This is a genomic window from Salipiger sp. PrR007 (genome assembly GCF_010499845.1).
GTDB classification, from domain to species: Bacteria; Pseudomonadota; Alphaproteobacteria; order Rhodobacterales; family Rhodobacteraceae; genus Salipiger; species Salipiger pacificus_A.
Genome location: NZ_JAAGOZ010000061.1, coordinates 116182 through 141960, shown reverse-complemented (window position 1 = coordinate 141960; position 25779 = coordinate 116182). Strand labels below are relative to the sequence as shown.

Here is a 25779-nt window from a genome sequence, read left to right as displayed (position 1 = left end):
GGTCACTCCGCTGCGATGGCCTTGGCGGCCGGTTGGGGTTTGGGCTTGGCGCCGTGTTCATATTCTTCGAGGAAATCGAGCACTTCCTGGCGGTAGGCGTAGTAGTCGGCGTGCTCGAGCAGCGCCTTGCGGGTGCGCGGGCGGGGCAGGTTCACATCGGTGATCTTGCCGATGGTGGCCTGCGGGCCGTTGGTCATCATCACCACGCGGTCAGCCAGCAGGATCGCCTCGTCGACGTCATGGGTGACGCAGATCGCGGTGACCTTGGTGCGGCTCCAGACCTCCATCAGCACTTCCTGCAGCTCCCAGCGGGTGAGGCTGTCGAGCATACCGAAGGGCTCGTCGAGCAGCAGCAGCTTGGGCGAGAGCGCGAAGGCGCGGGCGATGCCGACGCGCTGCTTCATGCCGTTGGACATGTCGGCGGCGCCGCGGTCCATGGCATCGGCCAGCCCGACCCGTTCGAGGTAGTATTCCACAACGTCCTGACGTTCGGCCTGGCTGGCCTTGGGATAGACCTTGTCGACGCCGATGGCGCAGTTCTCGCGGGCGGTGAGCCAGGGGAAGAGGTTCGGCGACTGGAACACCACGGCGCGCTCGGGATCGGCCCCTTCGACGTGGCGGCCATCGAGCTTGATCGCGCCCTTCGAGATGCCGTTGAGCCCGGCGGCCATGGTCAGCACGGTGGACTTGCCGCAGCCCGAGTGGCCGATCAGCGAGATGAACTCGCCGCGGTTGACCTTGAGGTTGAAGTCCTCGACCACCGTCAGCGGGCCCTTGGGGGTGGGGTAGATTTTGTGCAGCTGGCTGAAGTCGAGGAAACGCTCGTCGATCATTCCTTCCTGCGCCTTCTGCACCGCAGCGGGCACGGCGTGGATCGGGGTGACGTTTGGCAGGATGCGCGAGCCCTCGACCTTTGCCTTGATGCCGACGTCCATCAGGTAGCCGGTGACCTCGGCGCGCAGCTTCTTGAACCCCTCGTGGTGGTTCATCTCGCTGCGTTCGCGCGGGCGGGGAATGTCGACGCGGAATTCGGCGCCCAGCGTGCCGTCGGGGTTCAGCGAGATGATCCGGTCGGCGAGGGTAATCGCCTCGTCGACGTCGTTGGTGATCAGCACGCAGGTCTTCTTGTCCTGCTCCCAGATCGCCTCGATCTCGTCGGCGAGGTTGGCGCGGGTCAGCGCGTCGAGCGCCGAGAGCGGCTCGTCGAGCAACAGCATCTCGGGCGACATGGCCAGTGCCCGGGCGACGTTGACGCGCTGGCGCATCCCGCCCGAGAGCTCGGCAGGACGGCGGTGCGCGGCGTGGCTGAGGCCGACCATCTTGATGTAATGGGCGGTCTTCTTCGATTTCTCGGTCTTGGTCATCTCGGGGAAGACCGCGTCGAGCGCGAGGCGCACGTTGCCCTCCACCGTGAGCCAGGGCATCAGCGAGTAGTTCTGGAAGATCACGCCGCGCTCTGGGCCGGGGCCCTCGATGTCGTAGCCCTTGAAGGCGACGCGGCCTTTGCTCGGCGTCTCGAGCCCGGCCATCAGGTTGATAAGCGTGGTCTTGCCGGTGCCGGAGAAGCCGAGGATGACAAGGAACTCGCCCTCCTCGACAGTCAGGTTGATGTCCTTCAGCACGTGGGTCGCCTGGGTGCCCTCGCCGAAGCTTTTCGAGACGTTCTGGAACTCAAGGATGGCCATTGCGCTCACCGGTTGCTCGAGAAGGTGAAGAGGGATTGCAGGGCATACATCACGCGGTCCAGCAGGAAGCCGATGATGCCGATGGTGAAGACCGCGACCATGATCTTGGCCAGCGACGACGACGAGCCGTTCTGGAACTCGTCCCAGACGAACTTGCCGAGGCCTGGGTTCTGGGCGAGCATCTCGGCGGCAATCAGCACCATCCAGCCCACGCCGAGCGACAGGCGCAGACCGGTGAAGATCAGCGGCAGGGCCGAGGGCAGCACCAGCTTGGTGATCTTGGTGTAGGTGTTCATCTTGAGCACCTTCGAGACGTTCACCAGATCCTTGTCGATCGAGGCCACGCCAAGTGCGGTGTTGATCAGCGTCGGCCAGAGCGAGCAGAGCGTCACAGTGATCGCCGAGATCAGGAAGGATTTGGAGAACATGCCGTCGTTGGTGGCATAGGCAGCCGAGACCACCATGGTTACGATCGGCAGCCAGGCCAGCGGCGAGACTGGCTTGAAGATCTGCACCAGCGGGTTGATCGCGGCATTGGCGGTGGGCGAGAGGCCCGCGCAGATTCCCAGCGGAATGGCGACGGCGGAGGCGATCAGGAAGCCGAAGAAGACGGTTTTGATCGAGGTCCAGATCTGCTGGTAGTAGCTCGGCGCGCCAGTGTAGGCAACGTCCTTGACCTGATCGGGCTTGCCTGCGGCGATCAGCTTTTCGTTGCGCTGCGCCACCATGGTTTCGAACTTGGCCTGCTTGGCGGCCTTGGCCTGCGCATCATGGTGCAGGTTCACCGCCTCGGACCAGACCTGCGCCGGGCCGGGCACCGCGCCGAGAGAGGTCTGTACCTGCGGTGCCAGCGTGCCCCAGAGCAGGAGGAAGGCGGCGATGGCGACAAGCGGCACACCCAGCAGGCGCCAGACATCCTTCATCTGGGCGCGGGGGTTGTCGCCGGCGGCGGCCTTGAGCAGCGGGGTGATCCAGGCGAGGCCGAGCACCTTGAACCAGGCATCCGCCTTGTTGATGCGGGTGAAGAGACGCGCCCGGCGAGCCTCGCGCTCGGCGTCTCGGGCGAAATCGGGGTCGACGGTGGTCATTTGTCCGGTCCTTGGTCTGGATGGCGCGGGGGGGAGCGGCGCGCATCGGGATGAGGAAGAGGGAGGGGGGGGCGGACGCGTGGCGCCCGGCCCAGAGGGGGGCAGGCGGGGTCAGCCCTGGACTTCGTTGCCGATGACCTTCTGGTCGCCCTTCAGGCCGATCGGCAGGCTCTCGAGATAGGCATTGGGCGCCTTGCCGTCGTAGGCGATGCCGTCGATGATGTCCTCGGACGGGGTCGGCGCCTTGTAGCCGTCACTGGCCCAATCGAAGTCGGCCTCTTTGGCCAGCCCCTCGTCGACCAGCGCGCGGGCGGCCTCGAGGTAGATCTCCGGCTTGTAGACCGACTTCGCCACCTCGTCGTACCAGCTGTCGGGCTTGGCTTCGGCGATCTGGCCCCACCGGCGCATCTGCGTGAGGTACCAGACGGCATCCGAGTAGTAGGGGTAGGTGGCGTTGTGCCGGAAAAAGACGTTGAAGTCCGGCACCTCGCGCACGTCGCCCTTCTCATACTCGAAGGTGCCGGTCATCGAGTTTGCGATCACCTCGGCGTCGGCGCCCACGTATTCCGGCTTCGACAGCATCTGCACCGCTTCCATGCGGTTGGCGTTGTCATTCTCGTCGAGCCACATGGCAGCACGGATCAGCGCCTTGACCACGGCCTTGGTGGTGTTGGGGTTTTCCTCGGCGAACTCGGCGGTGATGCCGAAGACCTTCTCAGGGTTGTTCTTCCACAGCTCGTAGTCGGTGATCACCGGCACGCCGATGCCCTTGAACACCGCCTGCTGGTTCCAGGGCTCGCCCACGCAGTAGCCCGAAATGGTGCCGGCCTCGAGCGTGGCGGGCATCTGCGGCGGCGGGGTGACCGAGAGCATGACGTCGGCGCCGATCTGGCCCGAGATGTTCTCCGGGGAATAGAAGCCCGGGTTCAAGCCGCCGGCGGCGAGCCAGTAGCGCAGCTCGTAATTGTGGGTCGAGACGGGGAACACCATGCCCATGTTGAAAGGCTTGCCCTCGGAGTTGAACTTCTCGACCACCGGCACCAGCGCCTCGGCGCTGATCGGGTGCTGCGGCAGACCGGCGTCGGTTTCCGGGATGTTCGGCTTCATCATCTCCCAGACCTCGTTCGACACGGTGATGCCGTTGCCGTTCAGGTCCATCGAGAAGGGCGTGATGATATGCGCCTCGGTGCCATAGCCGATGGTGGCGGCGAGCGGCTGGCCAGCCAGCATGTGGGCGCCATCGAGGGTGCCGCCGATCACCCCGTCGAGCAGCACCTTCCAGTTGGCCTGCGCCTCGAGCGTGACAAAGAGCCCCTCGTCGAGGAAGTAACCCTGCTCGTAGGCTACCGCGAGCGGCGCCATGTCGGTCAGCTTGATGAAGCCGAAGGTCAGCTCGTCCTTTTCCAGCTCCTGGGCCATGGCCGGGGAGATCAGCGCGGTGGAGGTGGCGAGAGCGATGAGAAGTTTCTTCATGTTCGTTCCGTCCCTTGTTGGAAGGTCCGGAATGGGATGCGCCCGGACCAAGACAAAAAGCCGCTGACTCACCGTGACGGATGTCACGGGGTCGAGCGGCTTTGCTCATGGATCCCAGGCATTGGGAGAAATCTTCGGGTCGGGCGCCATTGCCTGACCGTGAGACTCTGTGTGCCTCAGTGGAGACCGTGGATCAAAGGGAAATCCCTATTCCTGCGCTGGAGTCAGGGTATTTTGCGCAGCCTCCTTGCTGCATGCGCAAAATCGCGGCATCAGCCTCCGCGCGGCTCAAAAATGCGGCCATCGAAGAATTCGTCAGGGCCGAGAAACAGCCGGCCTGATTCCGAGGCGACGGGGAGCCTTGTAGTCAGGCTTCCCTCGAGCTTCGACGAGGCGCCGGGCAGATCGGCGCTGGTTCCGGCCAGCGCGGCGCGATGCAGGTCCGAGCGGAAGGTGGCTCGGGCGGCCCCAGCCGCGGCCTCGGGGTCGAGCCGCGCGCGGGCGGCAAGCTGGCGGCCGATCCATTCGGCCTGGCTGCGCCAGGGGAAGGTGGCGGCGCCGTCGTGGAATTCGAGCATCCGCGGGACCTGCCGCTCCTCGCCCTGCGCCGAGATGACCATGCGCCCGGTGAGCGCCCGGTCGAGCACCTCGGCGGGCAGGCCGAGATAGTCGGGGCGGCTGAGGATCTCGGAGGCGAGCGAGCGCGAGGCGGGCTCCGCGAGCCAGCGGCCGGCGCGCCAGGTGGCGCGGATCAGCCGGCTCAGCAAGGACTGCTCGGTCTCGGCCCAGTCGCTGCGGATCGCCAGTACCTTTTCCGGGGCGAAGGACCAGATCGCGGTGCCCGGCAGCAAGAGCGCGCCGACACCGTTTTCTACCGCGATGCTGCCCCAGGGCTCGCCGACGCAGAAAGCGTCGATCTCGCCCGCCTCCAGAGCATCGGCCATGAGCGGCGGCGGAACGGTGCGCACCTGCAGCGCCTCGGGCACCGACAGGCCAAGGGCGGAAAGCCAGTAGTAGAGCAACTCGGCATGCATCGAGAAGGGGAAGGGCACACCGATGCGCAAGGTTTCGTCGGTGGCGGCGATCAACGCCTCGCCCGCGGCGCGGGCGTCGTCGAAGCCGAAGTCGTGGCCTTGCGCCCGCAGCTTCTCGGCCAGTGCGTTGCTGACGCCGATGACATTGCCATTGACCGAGAGCACCGAAACCGCCGAGAGCGGCACACCGGCGCCGCCAAGACCCAGCGCGCTCGCCACCGGCACCGGCGAGAGCATGTGGGCGGCATCCACCCGCCCGAAACTGAGCATGTCGCGCAGGCTCGACCACGAGGGGGCGCGCTTGAGGTCGAGGGCGATGCCTTCCTCGGCGGCATAGCCCATCTCCTGCGCGATGATCAGCGGCGCGGAATCGGTGAGGGGAATGAACCCGACAGACAGCGTGGTGGTCTTCATCCCAGCAGCCCCGCCGCGGTCACCAGCGCTTGCGCCACGTCGGCGACACGCTTGCCCTGGTCCATCGCGGCCTTGCGCAAGAGCGCATAGGCCTCGTCCTCGCCGACGCCTCTGGCCTTCATCAGCATGCCCTTGGCGCGGTCGATCACCTTGCGCTCTTCGAGCGCGCGCTTGGTCTCGGCCAGTTCGGTGCGCATCCGCTGGAACATGCGGAAGCGGGCGATGGCGGCGTCAAGCACCGGCTTCACCCGCTGCGGCGTCAGCCCGTCGACCACATAGGCCGAAACCCCCGCCTCGATCGCCGCGTCGGTGAGCCCGTCGCCGGAGCGGTCGACGAACATCGCGACCGGGCGCTCGAGCGGGCCGGAGGCGAGCGCCAGCTCCTCGAGCATATCGCGCGAGGGGCTTTCCAGATCGATCAGCACCACGTCGGGGCTGAGCTGCTGGATGCGCCGGGCAAGGCCGGGGATTTCCGAAACGACGTGGATGTCGAACTCGCCGGCTTCGCGCAGGCTCTGCTGGATCAGCAGGGCGCGTTCCCGGTCGGTTTCCACGATGGCGATGGAGAGTGAGGCGGAGGACATGGCTCCTATCGGCCACGCCGGCGCGGGGGTTGTAAAGCTGGCGCACGCGCGGAAGGTGGTATGAAATGGGCAGCCGATGAAATATTGGGCGGTTGGGCGCCGCGGGTCTGTCAGCGACGGGGCCGCGAGGGCACTGCCCGCGTCGCGCACGGCGCCCACCCCCGGCGAATAGCGCCGCCTAGAAAACGCAGCGAGTCAGAGATCGAAGAGCGCGGCGCCGAGATAGGCGGGGGCGAGCAGGGCGCGGCGGAATCGGCCAAGGGGGAAGCGGCTCGGCGGCGTCTGCAGCGCCACGGGATAGGGGGTGCGGGGGGATTTGCCCTGCACGAGATCGGCCAGCATCAGGCCGGCGTGGCTGCCCATGGCGACGCCGTTGCCGTGAAAGCCCATGCCGGCGAAAAGCCCCGGGTGATCGGGGACCGCACCGACGAAAGGGGTAAGCCGCGCCATCAGGCAGACGAGGCCGGCCCATTCGTGGCTGATCGTCACGTCCCTCCAGGCGGGGAACATGGCGTGGAACTCGCGGCGGATCCTCGCGCTGATCGCCCTTTGCGCACGGGGCGTGGCGGTAAGCCCGCCGCGCATGCCAAAGAGGAAGCGGTTGTCGGGCAGCAGGCGGAAATAGTGCAGCAGCTGGCGGGTGTCATAGGCCATCTGGCGCGAGGTCCAGCCTGCGGCGGCGCGCTGCATCTCGGTGAGCGGCTCGGTGACGATGACACTCGACTGCACCGGCATGTAGCGCCCCCGCAGCCAGTCGGGAAGGTCCTCGGACGAGTAGCCATTGGTGGCGAGAATCACGCGGTCCGCCGTGAGCGTCGCCTGCGGCGTGCTGAGGTTCCATTTGCCGCCCTCTCGGCGCAGCGCGGTGACCGGGCTGTGCCCGTGCAGCGTGGCGCCCTTTGTCTGGGCGGCGCGGGCGAGGCCGGCGTGGTACTTGCGCGGGTTCAGCGCGAAGCCGAGCGGTGTGGTCATGGCGCCGTAGAAGGGCCCGCCGAGCCCCTCGGCGGCCAAGCCCTCCTGCGGGGTGAGCCGGGGTGTGACGCCGTAGAGCGCGGGCATCGTCTCGGCGTCGGTCTTTAAAGACGCCCATGCGCGGGGCGTATGGGCGAGCAGCGTCTCGCCTTCGGAATGGGTGTCGGCCGCGATGCCGTACGCAGAGATGAGGCCAGCCGCGGTGTCGATGGCGGCGCGCTCGGTCTGGCACCAGGCGCGCAGGCCCTCCTCGCCGAACCGCTTTCGCAGCAGCGCATGGGGCGCCTTGGCGCCACCGAGACAGCAGAAGCCGCCGTTGCGCCCGGAAGCGCCGAAACCGGGGTGGTCGGCCTCGAGCACCGCCACTTCGACGCCGTCCTGCGCGAGATGCAGCGCGGCGGAAAGCCCGGTGAAGCCGCCGCCGATCACCGCCACTTCGACGTGGCGCGGAGCGCTCGGCGCGGCCCAGTCCATCGGCGGCACGGTGTCGGCCCAGAAGCAGGCGCCCTGCGGCCCGTAGGCCGCAGCTTCGTATATGCGTTGCATGGCTGTCTTTCGGTTACTCGGCGCGGATGGCCGCCTGTTCGTCACGCTTTTGCGCCACCGCCGCCCGCTTGGTCAGGATCGAGGCGGTGATGACCCCGATGGTCACGATGGCAATCATGATCGTCGAGAGCGCGTTGATCTGCGGGCTGACGCCGAGGCGCACCGCCGAGAAGATCTTGATCGGCAGGGTCGTGGCCGAGGGGCCGGTGGTGAAGCTGGCGATCACCAGATCGTCGAGCGACAGGGTGAAGGCGAGCAGCCAGCCCGAGATCACCGCAGGTGCGATGATCGGCAGGGTGACCAACCGGAAGGCCTCGAAGGACGAGCAGCCGAGATCCAGCGCCGCCTCTTCCAGCGAGCGGTCGAAGGTGGTCAGCCGCGAGGAGACCACCACCGAGACGTAACACATGGAGAAGGTGGTATGCGCCAGCACGATGGTGAAGACGCCGCGGTCGAGATTGATGCCGATGAAGAGCAGCAGCAGCGCGAGGCCGGTGATCACCTCGGGCATCACCAGAGGCGCGTAGATCATCCCCGAGAACAGCGTGCGCCCGTGGAAGCGCCCGGCACGGACCAGAACGTAGGCGGCCATTGTGCCGAGGATCGTGGCGAGGGTCGAGGAAAAGACCGCCACCTTCAGCGTCACCCACGCGGCGTCGAGGAAGGCCTGATCGCGCAGGAGCTCGCCGTACCATTTGGTCGAGAAACCCGCCCAGACGGTGACGAGACGGCTTTCGTTGAAGCTGTAGAAGACCAGCAGCACCATCGGCAGGTAGAGGAAGGCGAAGCCGAGGGTCAGCGAGACCGTGTTGAACCAGCTGAAGCGTCTCATGCCCGGCCTCCCTTGGTGCGGCCGGCGGTGCGGCGGGTGCGTATTTGGAAAGAGAAGAAGGGGGCGGCGCTCATCCTTCGGCCTCCCGCTGCTTCTGTTCGTTGCGCTGGAAGAGGATGATCGGGATGATCAGGATCAACAGCAGCACCACGGCCACGGCGCTCGCCACCGGCCAGTCTCGGTTCGAGAAGAACTCTTCCCAAAGCACCTTGCCGATCATCAGCGTGTCGGACCCGCCAAGCAGCGAGGGGATGACGAATTCGCCGATGGTGGGGATGAACACCAGGAAACAGCCGGCGATGATGCCGTTGCGCGACAGCGGCCAGGTGACCAGCCAGAAGGCCGCGAAGCGCGAGCAGCCGAGATCCTCGGCTGCCTCGAGCAGCGAGCCGTCGAGCTTTTCCAGCGCCGAGTAGATCGGCAGGATCATGAAGGGCAGGTAGGTGTAGACCACGCCGATGTAGACGGCGGTGGTGGTGTTCATGATCTGCAGCGGCGTGTCGATGATCCCGAGCCACAGCAGCAGCTGATTGAGGACACCCTCGTTCGACAGGATTCCCATCCACGAGTAGACGCGGATCAGGAAGGAGGTCCAGAACGGCAGGATTACCAGCATCAGCAGGGTCGGGCGCCATTCCTCGGGGGCGCGGGCCATGGCGTAGGCCACCGGGTAGCCGACCAGCAGCGTCAGAAAGGTCGAGATCGCGGCGATCTTCAGCGAGCTGAGGTAGGCCTTCCAGTAGAGATCGTCGGTGGTCAGGAAGGTGAAATTCTCGAAGTCGAGCTCGGAGAAGAAGGTCTTCAGCCCTTCCCAGCCGGCGGCGAAATCGAGCTGCGGCGTGTAGGGCGGTCGGGCCAGCGCGATGTCAGAGAGCGAGATCTTCAGGACGATCAGGAAGGGCACCAGGAACAGCGCCAAGAGCCACAGGTAGGGGATCGCGATGAGGGTGAGGCGGCGCATGGCTTACTCCTCGAGCACAACACCGGCGGTGTCGGTGAAGCCGACCCAGACCTCGTCTTCCCAGGTGATCGGGCGGTTGGCGAGGCGGCGGGCATTGACCATCTGCGCCTTGATCATCTTACCGCCGGCGAGTTCGACGTGGTAGGTCGAGATGTTGCCGAGATAGGCGATGTCGATGACCTTGCCGCGGAAGGTGTTGGGGCGGTCGGGCTTCTCGACGTCGATGGTGACCTTCTCGGGGCGGATGGCGAAATGCACGCTCTGGCCGGCCTCGACGCTTTTCGCGGGCGTGGCGAGGATCGGCGGCTGACCCTCGGCCCAGGCGATGCCGGTCTTGGTGCCGGGCTGGGTGGCGCGCCCCTCGATGATGTTCACGTCGCCGATGAAGTCGGCCACGTAGACCGAGTTCGGCGCCTCGTAGATCTCGGCCGGGGTGGCGACCTGCACGAGGTTGCCCTCGTCCATCACCGCGATGCGCGAGGCGACCGTCATCGCCTCTTCCTGGTCATGGGTGACGATGACGAAGGTAGTGCCGGTCTTTTCCTGGATGTCCATCAGCTCGAACTGGGTCTGCTCGCGCAGTTTCCTGTCGAGTGCGCCGAGCGGCTCATCGAGCAGCAGCAGCTTCGGCGCCTTGGCGAGCGAGCGGGCCAGCGCGACGCGCTGGCGCTGGCCACCGGAAATCTGGTGCGGCTTGCGCCTGGCGAACTTGGTGAGGCGGGTGAGGCGCAGCATCTCCTCGACGCGGTCGCCGATGAAGGCCTTGTCCTTGCTCTCGCGGCGCAGGCCGAAGGCGATGTTGTCCCAGACCGACAGATGCGGGAAGAGCGCGTAGCTCTGGAACATCATGTTCACCGGGCGCTGGTTCGGCGGCACGTGGCCGATGTCCTTGCCTGACAGGAAGATGTGTCCGGAGGTGGCCGTCTCGAAGCCCGCGAGCATCCGCATCATCGTGGTCTTGCCGCAGCCCGACGGGCCAAGAAGGGCGAAGAACTCGCGTTCGTAGATGTTCAGCGATAGATCGTGGATCGCGGTGAAGTCGCCGAACTTCTTGGTGACGTTGCGAAACTCGATGATCGGTTTCTGGTCCGGGTCGGTCCAGGGTTCGAAGGCGGTCTGAGCCATACGGAGGGATCCTGTCATGAAAATGGCCCGCCCCTCGGGGAGAGGCGGGCCGGATGTGTCAGGCTCAGGAGCCGGACTTGATCTTGGTCCAGAGGCGGGTGACCACGCGCTGCACCTTCGGCTCATAGGGCGTGGTGGTGAAGAGGTTGTTCAGCGCTTCTTCCGACGGGTAGATCGCCGGGTCGCCGATCACGTCCTCGGCCAGGAACTCCTGCGAGGCCTTGTTGCCGTTGGCGTAGTAGACGTAGTTCGACGCCGCCGCCATGTTCTCGGGATCCATGATGAAGTTCAGGAACTTGTGAGCGCCGTCCGGGTTCGGTGCGTCAACCGGGATGGCCATTTCGTCGAACCACATCTGCGCGCCTTCCTTGGGCGCGTTATAGGCCACCTCGACGCCGTTCTCGGCCTCGGCAGCACGGTCGCGCGCCTGCAGGATGTCACCCGACCAGCCCACGGCCACACAGATCTCGCCGTTGGCCAGCGCGTTGATGTACTCGGAGGAGTGGAACTTGCGGATGTAGGGGCGGATGGCCATGTAGACCGGCTCTGCCTTGGCGATCACGTCAGGATCGTGGCTGTCCGGTTCCTCGCCGATGTACTTCAGCGCGGCCGGGATCATCTCGGAGGGCGCGTCGAGGAAGTAGACGCCGCAGTCTGCCAGCTTTTCCATGTTCTCCGGCTTGAACACCAGATCCCAGCTGTCGATCGGGGCGTCTTCGCCGAGGATTTCCTGCACCTTGGGCACGTTCACGCCAAGGCCGGTGGTGCCCCACATGTAGTTGATCGCGTAGTCGTTGCCGGGGTCGTATTTGGAGGTCCGCTCGGAGATCACGTCCCACATGTTCTCGAGGTTCGGCAGCTTCGACTTATCGAGCTTCTGGAACGAGCCCGCCGCAATCTGCCGCTGCAGGAAGGTGCCGGTGGGGACGACCACGTCATAGCCCGAGCCGCCGGCGAGCATCTTGGTCTCGAGGACCTCGTTGCTGTCGAAAACGTCGTAGATCAGGTCGATGCCGGTCTCCTGCTCGAATTTCTCGAGCAGCGATTCGTCGATGTAGTCGGACCAGTTGTAGACGCGGACTTCTTCGGCCTGGGCCGAGGCGGCCGCAAGCGCAAGGCCCGCGGTGAAAGTGAGAAGAGATGTCTTCATCATGTGCTCCCGTTGGTTGCGGGGTCTTCGACGCCCCGGTTCCCCGAATTTGATCAAATGTTGCATCTCTTGGCAACATCTCGGATGTTTCCACGAGCCGCAACAGCGTGCAAGATAACGTGGCGGCAGAAGTGATCAAATGAAAGGCAACCGATGAATGTTCGGGCAGAAGGCGCGGGCCCCCCGGTCCATGAACAGGTTTACCGGCGTCTGCGCGAGATGGTGCTCTTCGGCGAACTGGAGCCGGGGCAGGCGGTGACCATCCAGGGGCTCGTCGAACAGCTCGGCGCGGGGATGACCCCGGTGCGCGAAGCGCTGCGCCGGATGATCTCGGAAGGGGCGCTGGCCTTTCGCGGCAACCGCCGGATCATGGTGCCGGTGCTTGACGCGGAGGCGGTGGAGCAACTCCTGCTGGCCCGTGTCGCGCTTGAACCGCAGCTCGCCCGCCGCGCCGCCGAGCGCTGTTCCCCCGAGGACATTGCCCGGCTGCGCGACACCGATGCGCGGCTCGACCACGCCATCGCGCGCGGCGACGTGCGCGGCTATCTCGAAGAGAATCACCGCTTCCACGCCGAACTCAACGCCATTGCGGATGCGCCGATCCTGACCGAACTGGTCGAGGGGCTCTGGCTGCGCTTCGGACCTTCGCTGCGGGTGGTCTGCGGCATGTTCGGCACGCGCAACCTACCGGACCGTCACAAGGATCTTCTCACGGCGCTGCAGCATGGCGATGCCGAGGCGGCGGCTGACGCAATGGAAGGTGACGTGGTTCAGGGCATGACCCAGATCCGCGAGGGACTGGCCTGATTCGAGGGGCGGATCGCGCGAGGGCGATTGACGCGGAATAATTTGATCATATTATCGGCGGCAGCTTTCCGAACAGTCGACCCGAACAATCGAAAGGTGTCCGCCATGACGCTCATCTCCGTGAACTCGCCGACCTCCGAGCTGCAGGCTCTGGATGCGGCGCATCACATGCACCCCTTCACCACGGGCTCGGATCTCGCGCGCCGCGGCGCACGGGTCATCACTCGCGCCGAGGGGTGCTGGCTGACCGACAGCGAAGGCGAACGCATCCTCGACGGCATGGCCGGCCTGTGGTGCGTGAACGCCGGCTACGGGCGCACGGAACTGGCGCAGGCCGCCGCCCGCCAGATGGAAGAGCTGCCCTATTATAACACCTTCTTCATGACGACCCACGTGCCGGTGATCCAGCTCTCGGCCAAGATCGCCGAGCTGGCGCCGGGCGATCTGAACACGGTGTTCTACGCATCGTCGGGCTCCGAGGCGAATGACACCAATATCCGCCTCGTGCGCACCTACTGGGCCGAGAAAGGCCAGCCCGAGCGCGACGTGATCATCAGCCGCTGGAACGGCTACCACGGCTCCTCGGTGGGCTCGGGCTCGCTCGGCGGGATGAAGGGCATGCACGCGCAGGGTGGCCTGCCCATTCCCGGCATCCATCACATCGACCAGCCACATTGGTACGCCGAGGGCGGGGACATGTCTCCCGAGGAGTTCGGCCTCGAGCGCGCCCGCCAGCTGGAAGCGGCGATCGAGGAGATCGGCCCGCACCGCGTCGGCGCCTTCATCGCGGAACCCATCCAGGGCGCTGGCGGCGTCATCATCCCGCCCGAGACCTACTGGCCGGAAATCACCCGCATCGTGAAGAAATACGGCATCCTGCTGATCGCCGACGAGGTGATCTGCGGCTTTGGGCGCACCGGCAACTGGTTCGGCTCGCAGACCATGGGCATCGAGCCCGACATCATGACCATCGCCAAGGGCCTCAGCTCCGGCTACCAGCCGATCGGCGGTTCGATCCTCTCGGACGAGGTCGCGAGCGTGATCGCCAAGACCGAGTTCAACCACGGCTATACCTACTCGGGCCACCCGGTGGCCTGCGCCGTGGCGCTGGAGAACCTGCGCATCCTCGAGGAAGAGAAGATCGTCGAGCGGGTGCGCGAGGAGACCGGCCCCTACCTCAAGGCGAAGTTCGAGAGCCTCACCGACCACCCGCTGGTCGGCGAGGCGAAGATCGCCGGCATGATGGGCTCGATCGCGCTGACCCCGGACAAATCGGCGCGCGCGCCCTTCGCCGCCGAGGCGGGCACCGCCGGCTACATCACCCGCGAGCGCTGCTTTGCCAACAACCTGATCATGCGCCACGTCTACGACCGGATGATCATCTCGCCGCCGCTGGTGATCTCGAAGGAAGAGATCGACGTGATGATCTCGCGCGCCTGGAAGGCGCTGGACGAGGCGCATGCCGAGCTCAAGGCGCAGGGCCTGATGAAGGCCGGCACCCGCTGAGCACGGAAGAGGGGGCGCTGCGTCCTTGCCCTCCGGGCTGAGCCCCGGGACACTTGATGCCGTAGGAAAGGCCGGGAGCGCGCATGCTCCCGGCCTTTTCGGTTCTTCCAGGCGGAAATACCCGAGGGGTGGCCGCGCGTCCAACCGGGCCGGGCCGTGCGACGGTCTTGGCTGGCGGAACGCCACGGCAGCGCCGCCAGTCCCCGGGACACGAAAAAACCCGGGCGCAAGCGCCCGGGCCAGTTGGTCAAAAGCTGATAGGAAGGAGGAAATCAGCCCTTGGAGAACTCCGGGTATGCCTCCATGCCCAGTTCGGCCATGTCGAGCCCGTTGATCTCGTCTTCTTCCGATACGCGGATGCCGAAGATCATCTTGAGGAGGAACCACAGGACCAGCGACACCACGAAGGTGAAGATGCCGACCACGACGATGCCGTAGATCTGGGTGCCGAAGGAGGCATCGGGGTTGGTGAAGGCCACCGCGATGGTCCCCCAGATGCCACAGATCAGGTGCACCGGGATGGCGCCGACCACGTCGTCGATCTTGATCTTGTCGAGGAACGGAACCGCGAAGACCACGAGGATACCGCCGATTGCGCCGATGATCGTGGCTGCGCCAAGCGTCGGGGTCAGCGGCTCTGCGGTGATCGACACGAGGCCAGCCAGCGCGCCGTTCAGCACCATGGTGAGGTCGGGCTTCTTGTAGAGAAGCTGGGTCAGGATCATCGCGGCCACGGCACCGCCTGCGGCTGCGGCATTGGTGTTTGCGAAGATGCGGCTGATGTCGGCGACGTCACCCACAGTGCCCATGGCAAGCTGCGATGCGCCGTTGAAGCCGAACCAGCCGAGCCAGAGGATGAACGTGCCGAGGGTTGCGAGCGCCAGGTTCGAGCCCGGGAACGGCGTCACGCGGCCATCCTTGTACTTGCCGATCCGCGGCCCGAGCAGCAGCGCGCCAGCCAGAGCGGCCCAGCCACCCACGGAGTGCACGACGGTCGAGCCTGCGAAGTCGAGGAAACCTGCCGCGTCGAGGAAGCCGCCGCCCCATTTCCAGGACGCCTGGAGCGGGTAGATGATCGCGGTCAGCACAACGATGAAGACCATGAAGGGCCAGAGCTTGATGCGCTCCGCCAGGGTGCCCGAAACGATGGAGGCGGTGGTGGCGCAGAACATCAGCTGGAAGAAGAAGTCAGAGCCGGTCGAGGCGTAGCCGTAGTCGTCGGCGGCGTCGGCGGTCACGCCCACGGCTTCGAGAACCGCGGTGCCCCAGACGCCCGACAGAACGCCGTCAATCGACCAGGTTCCGAGCGGGTACATCAGGTTGTAGCCGATCAGGTAGTAGAAGATCGCGGCGAAGGAGAAGAGCGCGACGTTCTTCATCAGCTGCATGGTGACGTTCTTGGAGCGCACAAGGCCGGCCTCGAGCATCGCAAAGCCCGCAGCCATCCAGAACACCAGGAAACCGCCGATGAGGAACAGCAGCGAGTTGAAGATGAACACCGAGTCGGTCGAGGCATTCACCCCGGCCACAGGACCTTCGTCCTGGGCGAGGCCGAGGCTCGGCAGCGCAATCAGCGCGGCGACCGGAGCCAGCGTCTTGAGAAGTTTCATGTCTTTCTTGTCCCTATCTGTCGTTCCGCAGCTCTCAGAGCGCGTCCGCGTTGGTCTCGCCCGTCCGCACGCGAACGGCCTGCTGCACGTCGAGCACGAAAATCTTGCCGTCACCGATCTTGCCGGTCTGAGCGGTGCTGGTGATCGTCTCGACCACTTGGTCGGCCATGGAGCCGGCGACCACGATCTCGAGTTTGATCTTCGGAACGAAGTTCACCGCGTATTCGGCGCCGCGATAGATTTCCGTGTGACCGGACTGCGAGCCGAAGCCCTTGATTTCCGTGACCATCATGCCGCGCACGCCGATTGCGGTGAGCGCCTCGCGCACCTCCTCGAGCTTGAACGGCTTGATCGTTGCAATGATCAGTTTCACCTTGGTCCCTTTCGGTTCGTGCGGCTCGCAGCTGCGCACCGCATCTCCTCGTTTGTGCATGGGCAGAAAGCCGCTGCCCGCGCGACATGGGAAGGGAAAGCCCCTTGTGCCCCTCCGGATGCCCTCCTATGGAGGTCACAAATCAGGCAGAAAAACGCTAATTGATTAAAATTTAGGCCATCCAAAAAGACAAATATGTGACCGTTTCTCGGTCAACATCAGGCCGCAAAGCCGTTATCCTCCCCCAAAACGCAGATAGGCCGGGCAGGGCAAAATGAGTGATTCAGGGCGCGGCAAAGGCCGTCTGGTGGCCGATCGCCGCTATCCCAATGGTGGCCCAACGGGCAATCGAAAACCGACGAGCAAGGGACAGGGGAAACCCGTCTCCGGAGGCGGAAGCGGCTCAGGAAATGGCAGCGGTCACGGCGGCAAACATGGAAGCACACAGGGACGCCGCCGCACCGCGCCGCGCAAACCTGCGCGCCGACCGGCGAAGAAGCGGAACTTTCTCGTCGCCTTCGTGTTGGGCGTCGTGTCTTTCATGCTGAGCATCGTCTGGCGCATCACGTGGCGGGTGACCGCGGTGGTGGCGCTCCTTCTCGCCCTCGGGGTGGGCTATTTCTATACAAAGCTGCCACCGGTTACCGAACTGCTGGACGGGCGCGCGCGCGGTTCGGTCACGCTGATCGACCGCAATGGCGCCATCTTTGCTTGGCGTGGCGACCAGTTTGGCGGTGCGGTCACCGCGACCAGCGTGTCCAAGCACCTCAAGAACGCGGTGATTGCCACCGAGGACAAGCGCTTCTACCACCATTTCGGCGTCTCGCCGCGCGGTGTGGCCAGCGCCGTCCGTATCAACCTTGCCGAGGGGCGGGGGCCGCTCTCGGGCCATGGCGGCTCGACGATCACCCAGCAGACCGCCAAGCTGCTCTGCATTGGCGTCGAGTATGACCCCAAGGTCTGGAAGTCCGAGGCCGACTACGTGGCCGACTGCCGCGAGTCCTCGCTGGCGCGCAAGGGCAAGGAAGCGCTCTACGCCATGGCGATGGAGCTGAAATACACCAAGGACGAGATCCTCTCGATCTACCTCAACCGCGCCTACATGGGCGGCGGTGCCTACGGTGCAGAGGCCGCGGCAGAGCGCTATTTCGGCAAGCATTCGGCCACGCTCAGCCCGCAGGAGTCGGCGATGCTGGCCGGGCTGTTGACCGCGCCCTCGACCCTGGCGCCGACCAGCGATCTCGAGCGCTCGCAAAACCGCGCCGCGACGGTGCTGCGGCTGATGCGCGACCAGGGCTACCTTAGCGCCGCCGAAGAGCAGCAGGCGCAGGCGCATCCCGCGACCCTCTCGGAGGAGGCACAAAGCAAGACCGGCGGGTATTTCGCCGACTGGGTGATGTCGACCGGGCCGGAATATTTCACCCGCGACACGATGGAAGACGTGGTGATCCGCACCACGCTTGATCCGAAGCTGCAGAAGGCGGCCGAGGACGCGATGAACGAGGTCTACGCCAACAAGGTCAAGGAAGGCTCGAAGGCGCAGGCGGCGATCGTCGTCATGTCTGCGGATGGTGCTGTCCGCGCCATGGTCGGCGGGCGCAAGACCGGCGTGTCGGGGGTGTTCAACCGGGCGACACAGGCCAAGCGCCAAACCGGATCGGCGTTCAAGCCTTTCATCTACGCCACGGCGCTCGAGCTGGGCCATTCGCCCTATGATACCGTTGTGGACGAGCCCTTCTGCATGAACGTGCCGGGATCGGGACAATGGTGCCCGCAGAACTACTCGAGGAACTACAAGGGTAAGGTCACGCTGACCGATGCCCTGGCGCATTCGCTGAACATCCCGGCGGTGAAGATCTCGGAATCCGTCGGGCGCGACCTCGTTGCCAAGGTGGCCACGGGCTTCGGCATCAAATCCGAGGTGAACAGCTCGCCGGCCATGGCGCTTGGCACCTCCGAGGCGTCGCTGCTCGAGATGACCGGTGCCTATGCGGGCATCCTCAACGGCGGTTCGGCGGTGACCCCCTACGGGCTGGTCGACCTACGGCTGAAGGGCGACGACGAAGTGCTCATGGGCACCGGCGGCGGCATCCGCGAGCGGGTGATCCAGCCCGAGGCGGCCGGCCAGTTGATCTGGATGATGGAGGATGTGGTCAATGGTGGCACCGGCGGGCGGGCAAAACTGCCTGACCGCGAGGTTGCGGGAAAGACCGGCACCTCGAATGACGCGCGCGACGCTTGGTTCATCGGCTTCACCGCCGATTACGTGGTCGGTGTTTGGATGGGGAATGACGACAACTCGCCGCTCACCGGGGTGACCGGCGGCGGTCTGCCGGCGGAAATCTGGCGCGAGACCATGCTGCGCGTCACCGAGGGCACCGAGGCCAAGCCACTGCCCGCCATCGCGCCGGAGCCGCCGCGACAGGTGGCGCAGCCCCAGCCCCAGCCGCAACGCCAGCCCGAGCGGCAGCGCCGCGACAACATCATCCAACAGGTCATCCGCGACTTGCTCGGGGGCGGATGACGCGCGGGGGGCGACACCTTCCTGCGAACGAAGGCGCAAAAGCCCTCGACCGCTTTTGCACCTAGGCTTGACCTGAGCGCCCGGCGCGGACATGAGAGGCGAAATCCCGCAAAAGGAGACGCCCCCATGTCCGCAGCCGTGTCCGACGACCGCCTGATCGTTGCCCTTGACGTGCCCAATGCCCTCGAGGGGCTGAGAATTGCCGAGGAGATCGGTGACGCCGTCTCCTTCTACAAGATCGGTCTTGGCATGCTGACGGGCGGCGGGCTGGCGCTGGCCAATGAGCTCAAGCAGGAGCACGGCAAGCGCATCTTCCTCGACATGAAGTTCTTCGACATCGGCCAGACGGTCGAGAACGCGGTGCGCGGCATCGCGCAGTTCGATCTCGACTTTCTCACGGTGCATGGCGACCCGCATGTGGTGCGCGCCGCAAAGGAGGGTGCCGCGGGCAAGGATCTGAAAATCCTTGCGGTCACCATCCTCACCTCGCTCGACCGTGGCGATCTCGATGCCAGCCTGATCCTGCCCGGCGATATCGATGATCTGGTGGTGGAGCGCGCGGCCCGTGCTTTCGAGGCCGGGGCCGACGGCATCATCGCATCGCCCAACGAGGCCGCCCGTATCCGCGCGCTGCCCGAGGCCGAGGGAAAGCTCATCGTCACTCCCGGCGTCCGCCCGGCGGGCAGCGCCGATGACGACCAGAAGCGGATCGCGACTCCGGCCAGCGCCATTGCCGCGGGCGCCGATCACATCGTCGTCGGTCGGCCGGTCTGGCGCGCGCCCTCGCCGCGCGCTGCGGCGCTGGCGATCAATGCAGAGCTGGCCTCGCCGCAGGCGCAGCGCCCGAACAGGGGGTGATCCGGGCTTGATCCGGGGCCCGCGGGGGGCTAACCAGACGACATGATACGTCCGATGCCCCTTGCGACTCTCTGGTGGCCCGCCTGACATAGGCGGCCCGACGTATCATGTTTTCCAATGAGGCCGCCGCATCGGGCGGCCTTATTTGATGAAAATACCCATCAACTTCCCCATGCGGCGACCTCCTGTCCAGACAAGGAGATCCCCATGGACCAGACCACCCTGACCCGCCCCGAGACCGACATGACTGCTGTGGCCAAGCCGGTCATCCTCACCGGCGACCGCACCACCGGCCCGCTGCACATCGGCCATTACGCCGGTTCGCTGAAGAACCGGCTGGCGCTGCAGGACACGCACCGACAGTTCCTGTTGCTCGCCGACACGCAGGCGTTGACCGACAACGCCCATGACATCGGCAAGGTGCGGCGCAACGTGCTCGAAGTCGCCTGCGATTATCTAGCCGTCGGCATAGACCCCGCCAAGACAACGATTTGCCTGCAGTCGCACCTGCCGGCGCTGGCCGAACTGTCGATGCTCTACCTCAATTTCGTCACCGTCGCCCGGCTCGAGCGCAACCCGACGATCAAGGACGAGATCCGCGCCCGCGGCTTCGGCCGCGACATTCCCGCCGGGTTCCTCTGCTATCCCGCCGCGCAGGCCGCGGACATCACCGCCTTCAAGGCCACCGTGGTGCCGGTGGGCGAGGACCAGGCGCCGCTGATCGAGCAATGCAACGAGATCGCCCGCCGGGTGAACGCGGCGGCGGGGCGTGAGGTGGTGCCGGAGGCAGAGGCGCTGATCCCCGAGGCAGGCCGCCTGCCGGGTATCGACGGGCGCGCCAAGATGAGCAAGTCGGGCGGCAATGCGATCACCCTGTCCGCTTCGGAGGACGAGATCAGCCGGGCGGTGCGCGCCATGTTCACCGATCCGGGCCACCTGCGGGTGGAGGACCCCGGCAAAGTCGAGGGCAATGTGGTGTTCACGTATCTCGACGCCTTCGACTCGGAGAAAGCCGAGGTGGCGGCGCTGAAGGACCAATACCGCCGGGGTGGGCTTGGCGATGCGGTGCTGAAGCGGCGGCTCGAGGACCTTCTGCAGGCGCTGCTGGCACCGATTCGGGCGCGGCGGGCCGAGGCGGCCGCCGATCCTGCGCAGATGCACCGGATCATTGCAGAGGGCACACAGGCCGCGCGCGAGGTCACCGAGGCGACCAAGCGCGAGGTGATGGACGCGCTGGGGCTGTTCCGGCTCTGAGCAAGGTGGGGGGTGAGGGGCGGGGGAGGCCCCCCTCAGTCCTCGTTGATGTCGCGGGTCCAGACCTTGGTCTGGCCCTTGCGCACCCCCATGACGCGCCGCAGCAGCGCCCAGGCGAGGGCGGCGACCACGGCGCAGATCAAGAGCAGCATTGGCCAGCCGGTGGAAAGGCCGAAAAGTAGCAGCACACCCACCACCCCCGCGCCGATGGCGAAGCCGAGAAAGACATAGGCCGGGCTGAGCACCTCGAGGACCAGCAGGACCAGGGCGGCCGCCATCCAGACCCACCAGAGCTGAATCATGGCTTGCGTCCCGTGAGCAGGGTGAAGGCGTCGGCGAAGGCGTCGAGCGCATTTGCGGGCAGCACGATGGTCTGTTTGCCGTCCCCAGCACCAAGCGCCACCAATGCCTCGACCTGCTTTAGGGCCACCTGGTACTGCGCCGCCTCGAGCCCGTTCTTGGCGATGGCCTCGGCCACCACCTGCGTCGCATAGGCCTCGGCCTCGGCTGAGACGCGGCGCGCTTTGGCCGCCTGCTCGGTGGCGTAGAGGTCGGCGTCGGCGGCCAGCTCGACGGCGCGCTTGCGGCCCTCGGCCTCGGTCACCTGCGCGCGGCGGGCACGCTCGGCGTTGAGCTGCTGCAGCATGGCATCGCGGGTCTGCTGGTCGAGGTTCACGTCGAGGATCTCGGCCCGCGTCACCTCGATCCCCCAGTTGTCTACCGCGTCCTCGACATTGCCCTTGATGGTGGAGATCAGCGCCGCTCGGTTCGACTGCACTTCGTCGAGCTCCATTTTGCCGATCTCGGCGCGGACGATACCGGCGACAGTGGTGGCGATGGCGGCGTCAACGTCGCGGATCCGGTAGACGGTCTTCTCCGGCTCGAGGATGCGGTAGAAGACCGAGGTCTCGACCTGCACCAGCACGTTATCGGCGGTGATCGCATCCTGGCTGGCATTGGGCAGTTGCCGCTCGAGGATCGAGACCTTGTGCGCCACCCGGTCGAGGAAGGGCACGATGAAGTTTATCCCCGGCCCGAGCACCGCGCGCAGTCGGCCGAAACGCTCGACCACGTGTTTCTCGGATTGCGGTACGATGCGCACGCCGAGCAGCACGCAGAGAACCAGGAAGCCCGCGAGCAATAACACCACGAGATTTCCACCTATGAGATCCAGCAACAACTCGTCCAGGCTCACTGCACGTCCCCTTTTCCTTCCTGCATGCTAGGCCGCCGCATGACCGGCGCCGCTGCGCCTCGTCCCCGCGAAAATTCCGCACAGAACAGAGCGCCTTGCGCCGACTATGCCCCGGCCTCTGCCGCTGGGAAAGGGGCTTGGAAAGCGCACGCGCAGACAGCGCTCACGGGGTTTGCACGGGACCGTGCCGGGCCGGGCGGGGAACTGCGCGGCGGATGTTTGCGTTTCTTGCCCAACAGGAGACATGCCATGACCGAGATGCAGACACAGATCGGCGAGATGCGCTACAACGCCGCCGAGGAACAATTCGAAGCCCTTGTGACCTTTCATTCAAGCGCCGGGCGCACCCGTGTGGCCAGCAGCTTCAAGGCACCGGTGACCACCCAGCCCGACGTTGCCGAGCAGGTGCTCGTCTCGCGCGCCCGTGCGCTGCTCGATCGCAATGACGCTCTGATGGCGCGTACGCCGCCCCTGCCGTCGGAGAGGGTGCGGCGCCCGCGCGACGTGGCGCTGCAGCGGGCGAGGCCGGGCTGGCTGTCGCTGTTCCGCGCAGCCTGACATCTTGGCACCGCGCGCGGGCTGATGCCGTCACTCGGCGGCGTGGCTCTCCATGTAGCGGCGCAGTACAGCGCGGAAATGCGGGATGGCATCCTCGCGGGAGATGAACTCCTCGGGGGGCATCATCATCCAGCCTTCGCCCTCGCCGCCCCAAACCACGTCGCGGGCGAGTTCGGCGGGCAAATGTGCCGCGTAGTACCACAGGCCGTCGTGCAGCTGCTCCCAGCTCACCGCGCCGGGGGGAAGGTCGAGCCCGACCTCCTCGACCGTCTCACGCAGAGCGCATTCGAGACCGGTCTCGCCGGGCTCGCGTGTGCCGCCGGGAAAGTCGAGATAGCCGGGCCAAGGGATGCCTTCGGTATGGTCGCGCCGCAGGATCAGCAGATCGCTGCCGAGAAAGAGGATGAGCTTGGCGCCTCTGAATTCCATCATGTCTCCGGGCAATGGCACTGCTACTGGGGAAGGCTTATAGTGCCGAGGTAACACCTGTTGCCGGAATTGCCACCCATGCCCGCGCTTTGCCGCGATTGCCTCGCCGAATTCGAACACGGAACGCGCTGCCCGAACTGCGGACGCCCGCGGATCGTGCGCCATGACGAGCTTTGGGACCTTTCGATCGCGCATATGGATTGCGACGCCTTCTACGCCACGGTGGAGAAACGCGAAAATCCCGAACTGGCCGACAAGCCTGTGATCGTCGGAGGCGGCAAGCGCGGGGTGGTCTCGACCGCCTGTTATGTCGCGCGCATTCGCGGCGTGCGCTCAGCGATGCCGATGTTCCAGGCGCTGAAGCTCTGCCCCGACGCGGTGGTCATCAAGCCGCGGATGGAGCTTTACGTCGAGGTCTCGCGGCAGATACGCGCGCTGATGGAGGAGCTGACCCCCTCCATCGAGCCGCTGTCGCTGGACGAGGCCTTTCTCGATCTCACCGGCACCGCTCGGCTGCATGGTCACCCGCCGGCGGTAATGATGGCGCGGCTTGTAAAGCGCATGCGCGAAGAGCTGGGCGTGACAGGATCTGTCGGACTTTCTCACAACAAGTTCCTCGCCAAGATCGCCTCGGATCTCGACAAGCCGCACGGGTTTTCGGTGATCGGCAAGGTGGAGACGGCGGAGTTTTTGCGCCCGAAGTCGGTACGCATGATCTGGGGGGTCGGCATGGCTTCGCAGGAGGCGCTGGAGCGCGCAGGAATCCGCATCTTCGAGGACCTGCTGCGCTGGGAGCAGCGCGATCTGATCGCGCGCTTCGGCTCGATGGGGCAGCGGCTCTACCACCTCGCCCGGGGTGAGGACACGCGGAGGGTGATGCGCAACGCGCCGATCAAGTCGATTTCGAACGAGACCACCTTCAACGAGGACACCGGCGATCACGACCTGCTCGACGGGCATCTGTGGCGGATGTGCGAGAAGGTCGCGGACAGGGCCAAGGCCAAGGCGCTGGCGGGGCGGGTGGTGACGCTGAAGGTCAAGCGGTCGGACTTCAAGCTGATCACCCGGCGGCAGTCACTCGGCGATGCCACGCAGATGGCGGACCGTATCTACCGCGTGGCCCGGGGTATGCTCGACGGGCTGGAGCGGCAGGGCCCATGGCGGCTTTTGGGGGCGGGGATATCCGAGCTTGTGAGCTCCGAGCAGGCGGACCGTGGGGGCGATCTGCTGGACCCGGACGCCGGCAAGCGCGCGGCGGCGGAGCGGGCGACGGATGCGATCCGCGCCCGCTTCGGCGATACGGCGATCGTCAAAGGCCGGGCGCTGCGCTGAGCTCAGCTGCCGCGGCTCAGCAGCTCGTCCTCTTCGTCCTCGGGATCATAGCCGAGCGCCTCCAGCCCGGCCTCGAGGTTGTCGGCCAGATGCGGCGTGCCGATCAGGTAGTCGGCGGTCGGGGTGGAGGCTTCCGAGAGGGCGGTGCGGTAAGCCTCACCCCATTCGTCGGCGTCGAAGGCCTCGCGGCCGATCCACATCACCGCGACCAGCGCGGCCTGTTCCTCTTCGCTCATGCGGTCGATGAAGCCGCGCAACTCGCCCTCGGCCCGATCAATCTCGCGGGCCATCAGGATCACGGCGGCAACCGTGCGGACGCTGATTTCTTCCATGGCGCGTCTCCTTTCGTCCCACACACCATGGCGAGAAGCGTACACCCCGACCTTGATCTGCGACAAGAAGCGCGTGGACGGGAACGGAAGGTCAGTAGGGAAGCAGCAGCGCGCGGCCAAGCACGTCGAGCGCGCTCTCGGCGAGCTGTTCGTGCACGGCGCTGCGTTCCTCGGCGGTGCTGCCGCAGAGCGCCGGATCGCCGCCTTCCTCTTCCAGCAGCTTGGCACCGCCGGGGGTGCAGAGGGCGAAGAGATCGTAAAGATCGGCGCCCTCCAGCGGCAGCACCTCGATGCCGGCCTGGGCGGCGAGACGTGCCTCGCCCGGGGCGGGTTGGTCGAGGCCGAAGATCGTCATCTGGGCGCCGCGCTCGGCCAGGCTGGCGGCGCGAAACTCGGCAAGATACTCGGGCGCGATGGCCAGGACCGCGCGCACCCGTGGATCCTGTCGGGACAGGGTCAGGGCCTGCGGGTCGACACTCGCGGGATCGATGCCGCCGGAGGCAAACCACTCGCAGTCCGTCGAGGGATGCGCCGTCCAGCAATTGCGCGCATAGGCGCCCTCATCGATCATGCCGCCGGCCAGCATCATCGCCGCGGTGCCGCCGAGCGCCACGCCGGCGACCGCCACACGGGTCTCGTCGATGCGCATCTGCCAGTCGGGATCGTTGAGCAGCAGGTCGAGCGCCTGCCCCAGCTCCGCCGGGCGGCGCCAGATCTCGCCGAGCGCGGTGGCCGGATCGCGCGGGCGCTGGCCGCTCACCTCGGCGACAATATAGCCACCCTCGGCCAGCCGCGCGGCCAGCCAGGCGCCGCTCTGCTCGGACGAGCGCCGCCCGCCGTGCGAGAGAAGAACCAGAGGCAGCTTTCCAGGAAGCGGCGAGGCCTCGCGCTGCGCGGGGGTGCCTTCGAAGACGGCGTTGCGGCCGACCAGTTCCGAGGCGCCGCCGCCGGTCTGCGCGGGATACCAGATGGTCATCGACACGCCGCGGCCAAAGTTCGCCTCTGGGCGGATCATGCTGCTGACCCCGACACCGGTCTTGTCGCCCGCGGCATGGCCGGGAACTGCAAGAAGGGCCGCAAGCGCGAGGCCGGTCAGGCGGGCAAGCATCCGATTTTCCTTGGCGAGTCGGTCGAAAA

24 protein-coding genes are annotated in these 25779 nt (G+C 66.1%); 7 read left to right on the top strand and 17 right to left on the bottom strand.

The genetic code is table 11. The annotated features are described in order from the left end of the window. Positions 1-2: 2 nt before the first annotated feature. The 10 genes from G0Q01_RS21610 to G0Q01_RS21565 form a co-directional block, all read right to left on the bottom strand. Positions 3-1685 carry an ABC transporter ATP-binding protein gene (locus G0Q01_RS21610; RefSeq protein WP_164197654.1) on the bottom strand — a complete coding sequence of 561 codons (1683 nt, stop codon included), beginning with the start codon at positions 1683-1685 and terminating at the stop codon, positions 3-5. Between the two features lie 5 nt (positions 1686-1690). Further along, on the bottom strand, positions 1691-2773 hold the full coding sequence (locus tag G0Q01_RS21605; RefSeq protein ID WP_164197653.1) for an ABC transporter permease: 1083 nt from the start codon (positions 2771-2773) through the stop codon (positions 1691-1693). Between the two features lie 111 nt (positions 2774-2884). Then, complete coding sequence (locus G0Q01_RS21600; RefSeq protein ID WP_164213849.1) at positions 2885-4246, bottom strand: CmpA/NrtA family ABC transporter substrate-binding protein; 1362 nt, start codon at positions 4244-4246, stop codon at positions 2885-2887. Positions 4247-4518: 272 nt separating this feature from the next. Beyond that, complete coding sequence (locus G0Q01_RS21595; protein ID WP_164197651.1) at positions 4519-5694, bottom strand: CmpA/NrtA family ABC transporter substrate-binding protein; 1176 nt, start codon at positions 5692-5694, stop codon at positions 4519-4521. Next, positions 5691-6278, bottom strand: a complete 588-nt coding sequence (locus tag G0Q01_RS21590; RefSeq protein ID WP_108964352.1) for an ANTAR domain-containing response regulator — start codon at positions 6276-6278, stop codon at positions 5691-5693. Before G0Q01_RS21590 ends, G0Q01_RS21595 begins: the two co-directional genes overlap by 4 nt. A gap of 195 nt (positions 6279-6473) precedes the next feature. After that, on the bottom strand, positions 6474-7796 hold the full coding sequence (locus tag G0Q01_RS21585; RefSeq protein ID WP_164197650.1) for an FAD-binding oxidoreductase: 1323 nt from the start codon (positions 7794-7796) through the stop codon (positions 6474-6476). A 13-nt stretch (positions 7797-7809) separates the two neighbouring features. Then, entirely contained in the window at positions 7810-8628 is an 819-nt protein-coding gene (locus G0Q01_RS21580) for an ABC transporter permease (RefSeq protein ID WP_108964354.1), read from the bottom strand. 70 nt (positions 8629-8698) lie between these two features. Further along, positions 8699-9589: an ABC transporter permease subunit gene (locus G0Q01_RS21575; RefSeq protein ID WP_108964355.1), complete on the bottom strand. Its 891-nt coding sequence runs from the start codon at positions 9587-9589 to the stop codon at positions 8699-8701. Between the two features lie 3 nt (positions 9590-9592). Further along, the gene (locus tag G0Q01_RS21570; RefSeq protein ID WP_164197649.1) at positions 9593-10714 is read right to left on the bottom strand and encodes an ABC transporter ATP-binding protein; all 1122 of its coding nucleotides are present in this window, start codon (positions 10712-10714) and stop codon (positions 9593-9595) included. A gap of 64 nt (positions 10715-10778) precedes the next feature. Next, positions 10779-11864 carry a polyamine ABC transporter substrate-binding protein gene (locus G0Q01_RS21565; RefSeq protein ID WP_108967473.1) on the bottom strand — a complete coding sequence of 362 codons (1086 nt, stop codon included), beginning with the start codon at positions 11862-11864 and terminating at the stop codon, positions 10779-10781. Positions 11865-12017: 153 nt separating this feature from the next. Between G0Q01_RS21565 and G0Q01_RS21560 the strand changes: the two genes are divergently transcribed. Both G0Q01_RS21560 and G0Q01_RS21555 read left to right on the top strand, forming a co-directional pair. Next, entirely contained in the window at positions 12018-12671 is a 654-nt protein-coding gene (locus G0Q01_RS21560) for a GntR family transcriptional regulator (protein ID WP_164197648.1), read from the top strand. Between the two features lie 105 nt (positions 12672-12776). After that, on the top strand, positions 12777-14177 hold the full coding sequence (locus G0Q01_RS21555; RefSeq protein ID WP_164197647.1) for an aspartate aminotransferase family protein: 1401 nt from the start codon (positions 12777-12779) through the stop codon (positions 14175-14177). 272 nt (positions 14178-14449) lie between these two features. On the opposite strand, the gene amt is transcribed toward G0Q01_RS21555, so the two are convergent. Continuing rightward, complete coding sequence (gene amt / locus G0Q01_RS21550; protein ID WP_164197646.1) at positions 14450-15787, bottom strand: ammonium transporter; 1338 nt, start codon at positions 15785-15787, stop codon at positions 14450-14452. Positions 15788-15821: 34 nt separating this feature from the next. Beyond that, positions 15822-16160, bottom strand: a complete 339-nt coding sequence (locus tag G0Q01_RS21545) for a P-II family nitrogen regulator (protein WP_066103691.1) — start codon at positions 16158-16160, stop codon at positions 15822-15824. A gap of 274 nt (positions 16161-16434) precedes the next feature. On the opposite strand from G0Q01_RS21545, the gene G0Q01_RS21540 reads away from it, so the two are divergent. From G0Q01_RS21540 to trpS, 3 genes are all read left to right on the top strand, one after another. Then, on the top strand, positions 16435-18684 hold the full coding sequence (locus tag G0Q01_RS21540; RefSeq protein ID WP_164197645.1) for a transglycosylase domain-containing protein: 2250 nt from the start codon (positions 16435-16437) through the stop codon (positions 18682-18684). A gap of 126 nt (positions 18685-18810) precedes the next feature. Continuing rightward, a complete protein-coding gene (gene pyrF / locus G0Q01_RS21535) occupies positions 18811-19542 on the top strand; it encodes an orotidine-5'-phosphate decarboxylase (protein WP_108964361.1) in 732 nt (243 codons plus the stop codon). 252 nt (positions 19543-19794) lie between these two features. Further along, positions 19795-20796 (top strand): tryptophan--tRNA ligase, encoded by a 1002-nt coding sequence (trpS, locus tag G0Q01_RS21530; RefSeq protein WP_370457331.1) that lies wholly within the window; start codon positions 19795-19797, stop codon positions 20794-20796. Positions 20797-20831: 35 nt separating this feature from the next. Here trpS and G0Q01_RS21525 read toward each other — a convergent pair whose 3' ends face one another. Together G0Q01_RS21525 and G0Q01_RS21520 are read right to left on the bottom strand one after the other, a co-directional pair. Further along, entirely contained in the window at positions 20832-21098 is a 267-nt protein-coding gene (locus tag G0Q01_RS21525) for a hypothetical protein (RefSeq protein WP_108964362.1), read from the bottom strand. Continuing rightward, on the bottom strand, positions 21095-21991 hold the full coding sequence (locus G0Q01_RS21520) for an SPFH domain-containing protein (RefSeq protein ID WP_164197644.1): 897 nt from the start codon (positions 21989-21991) through the stop codon (positions 21095-21097). Before G0Q01_RS21520 ends, G0Q01_RS21525 begins: the two co-directional genes overlap by 4 nt. A 249-nt stretch (positions 21992-22240) precedes the next feature. On the opposite strand from G0Q01_RS21520, the gene G0Q01_RS21515 reads away from it, so the two are divergent. Beyond that, positions 22241-22549, top strand: coding sequence for a hypothetical protein (locus G0Q01_RS21515; protein WP_164197643.1), 309 nt, complete (start codon positions 22241-22243; stop codon positions 22547-22549). 30 nt (positions 22550-22579) lie between these two features. Here the strand turns inward: G0Q01_RS21515 and G0Q01_RS21510 are convergent, their stop codons facing one another. Then, positions 22580-22981, bottom strand: a complete 402-nt coding sequence (locus G0Q01_RS21510; RefSeq protein WP_235940312.1) for an NUDIX domain-containing protein — start codon at positions 22979-22981, stop codon at positions 22580-22582. A gap of 75 nt (positions 22982-23056) precedes the next feature. Here G0Q01_RS21510 and G0Q01_RS21505 point away from each other — a divergent pair, with 75 nt between their 5' ends. Next, the gene (locus tag G0Q01_RS21505; protein WP_164197642.1) at positions 23057-24310 is read left to right on the top strand and encodes a DNA polymerase IV; all 1254 of its coding nucleotides are present in this window, start codon (positions 23057-23059) and stop codon (positions 24308-24310) included. Positions 24311-24312: 2 nt separating this feature from the next. On the opposite strand, the gene G0Q01_RS21500 is transcribed toward G0Q01_RS21505, so the two are convergent. Both G0Q01_RS21500 and G0Q01_RS21495 read right to left on the bottom strand, forming a co-directional pair. Beyond that, complete coding sequence (locus G0Q01_RS21500) at positions 24313-24642, bottom strand: DUF3775 domain-containing protein (RefSeq protein ID WP_108964367.1); 330 nt, start codon at positions 24640-24642, stop codon at positions 24313-24315. Between the two features lie 91 nt (positions 24643-24733). Continuing rightward, on the bottom strand, positions 24734-25750 hold the full coding sequence (locus G0Q01_RS21495; RefSeq protein WP_164197641.1) for a hypothetical protein: 1017 nt from the start codon (positions 25748-25750) through the stop codon (positions 24734-24736). Positions 25751-25779: the final 29 nt, after the last annotated feature.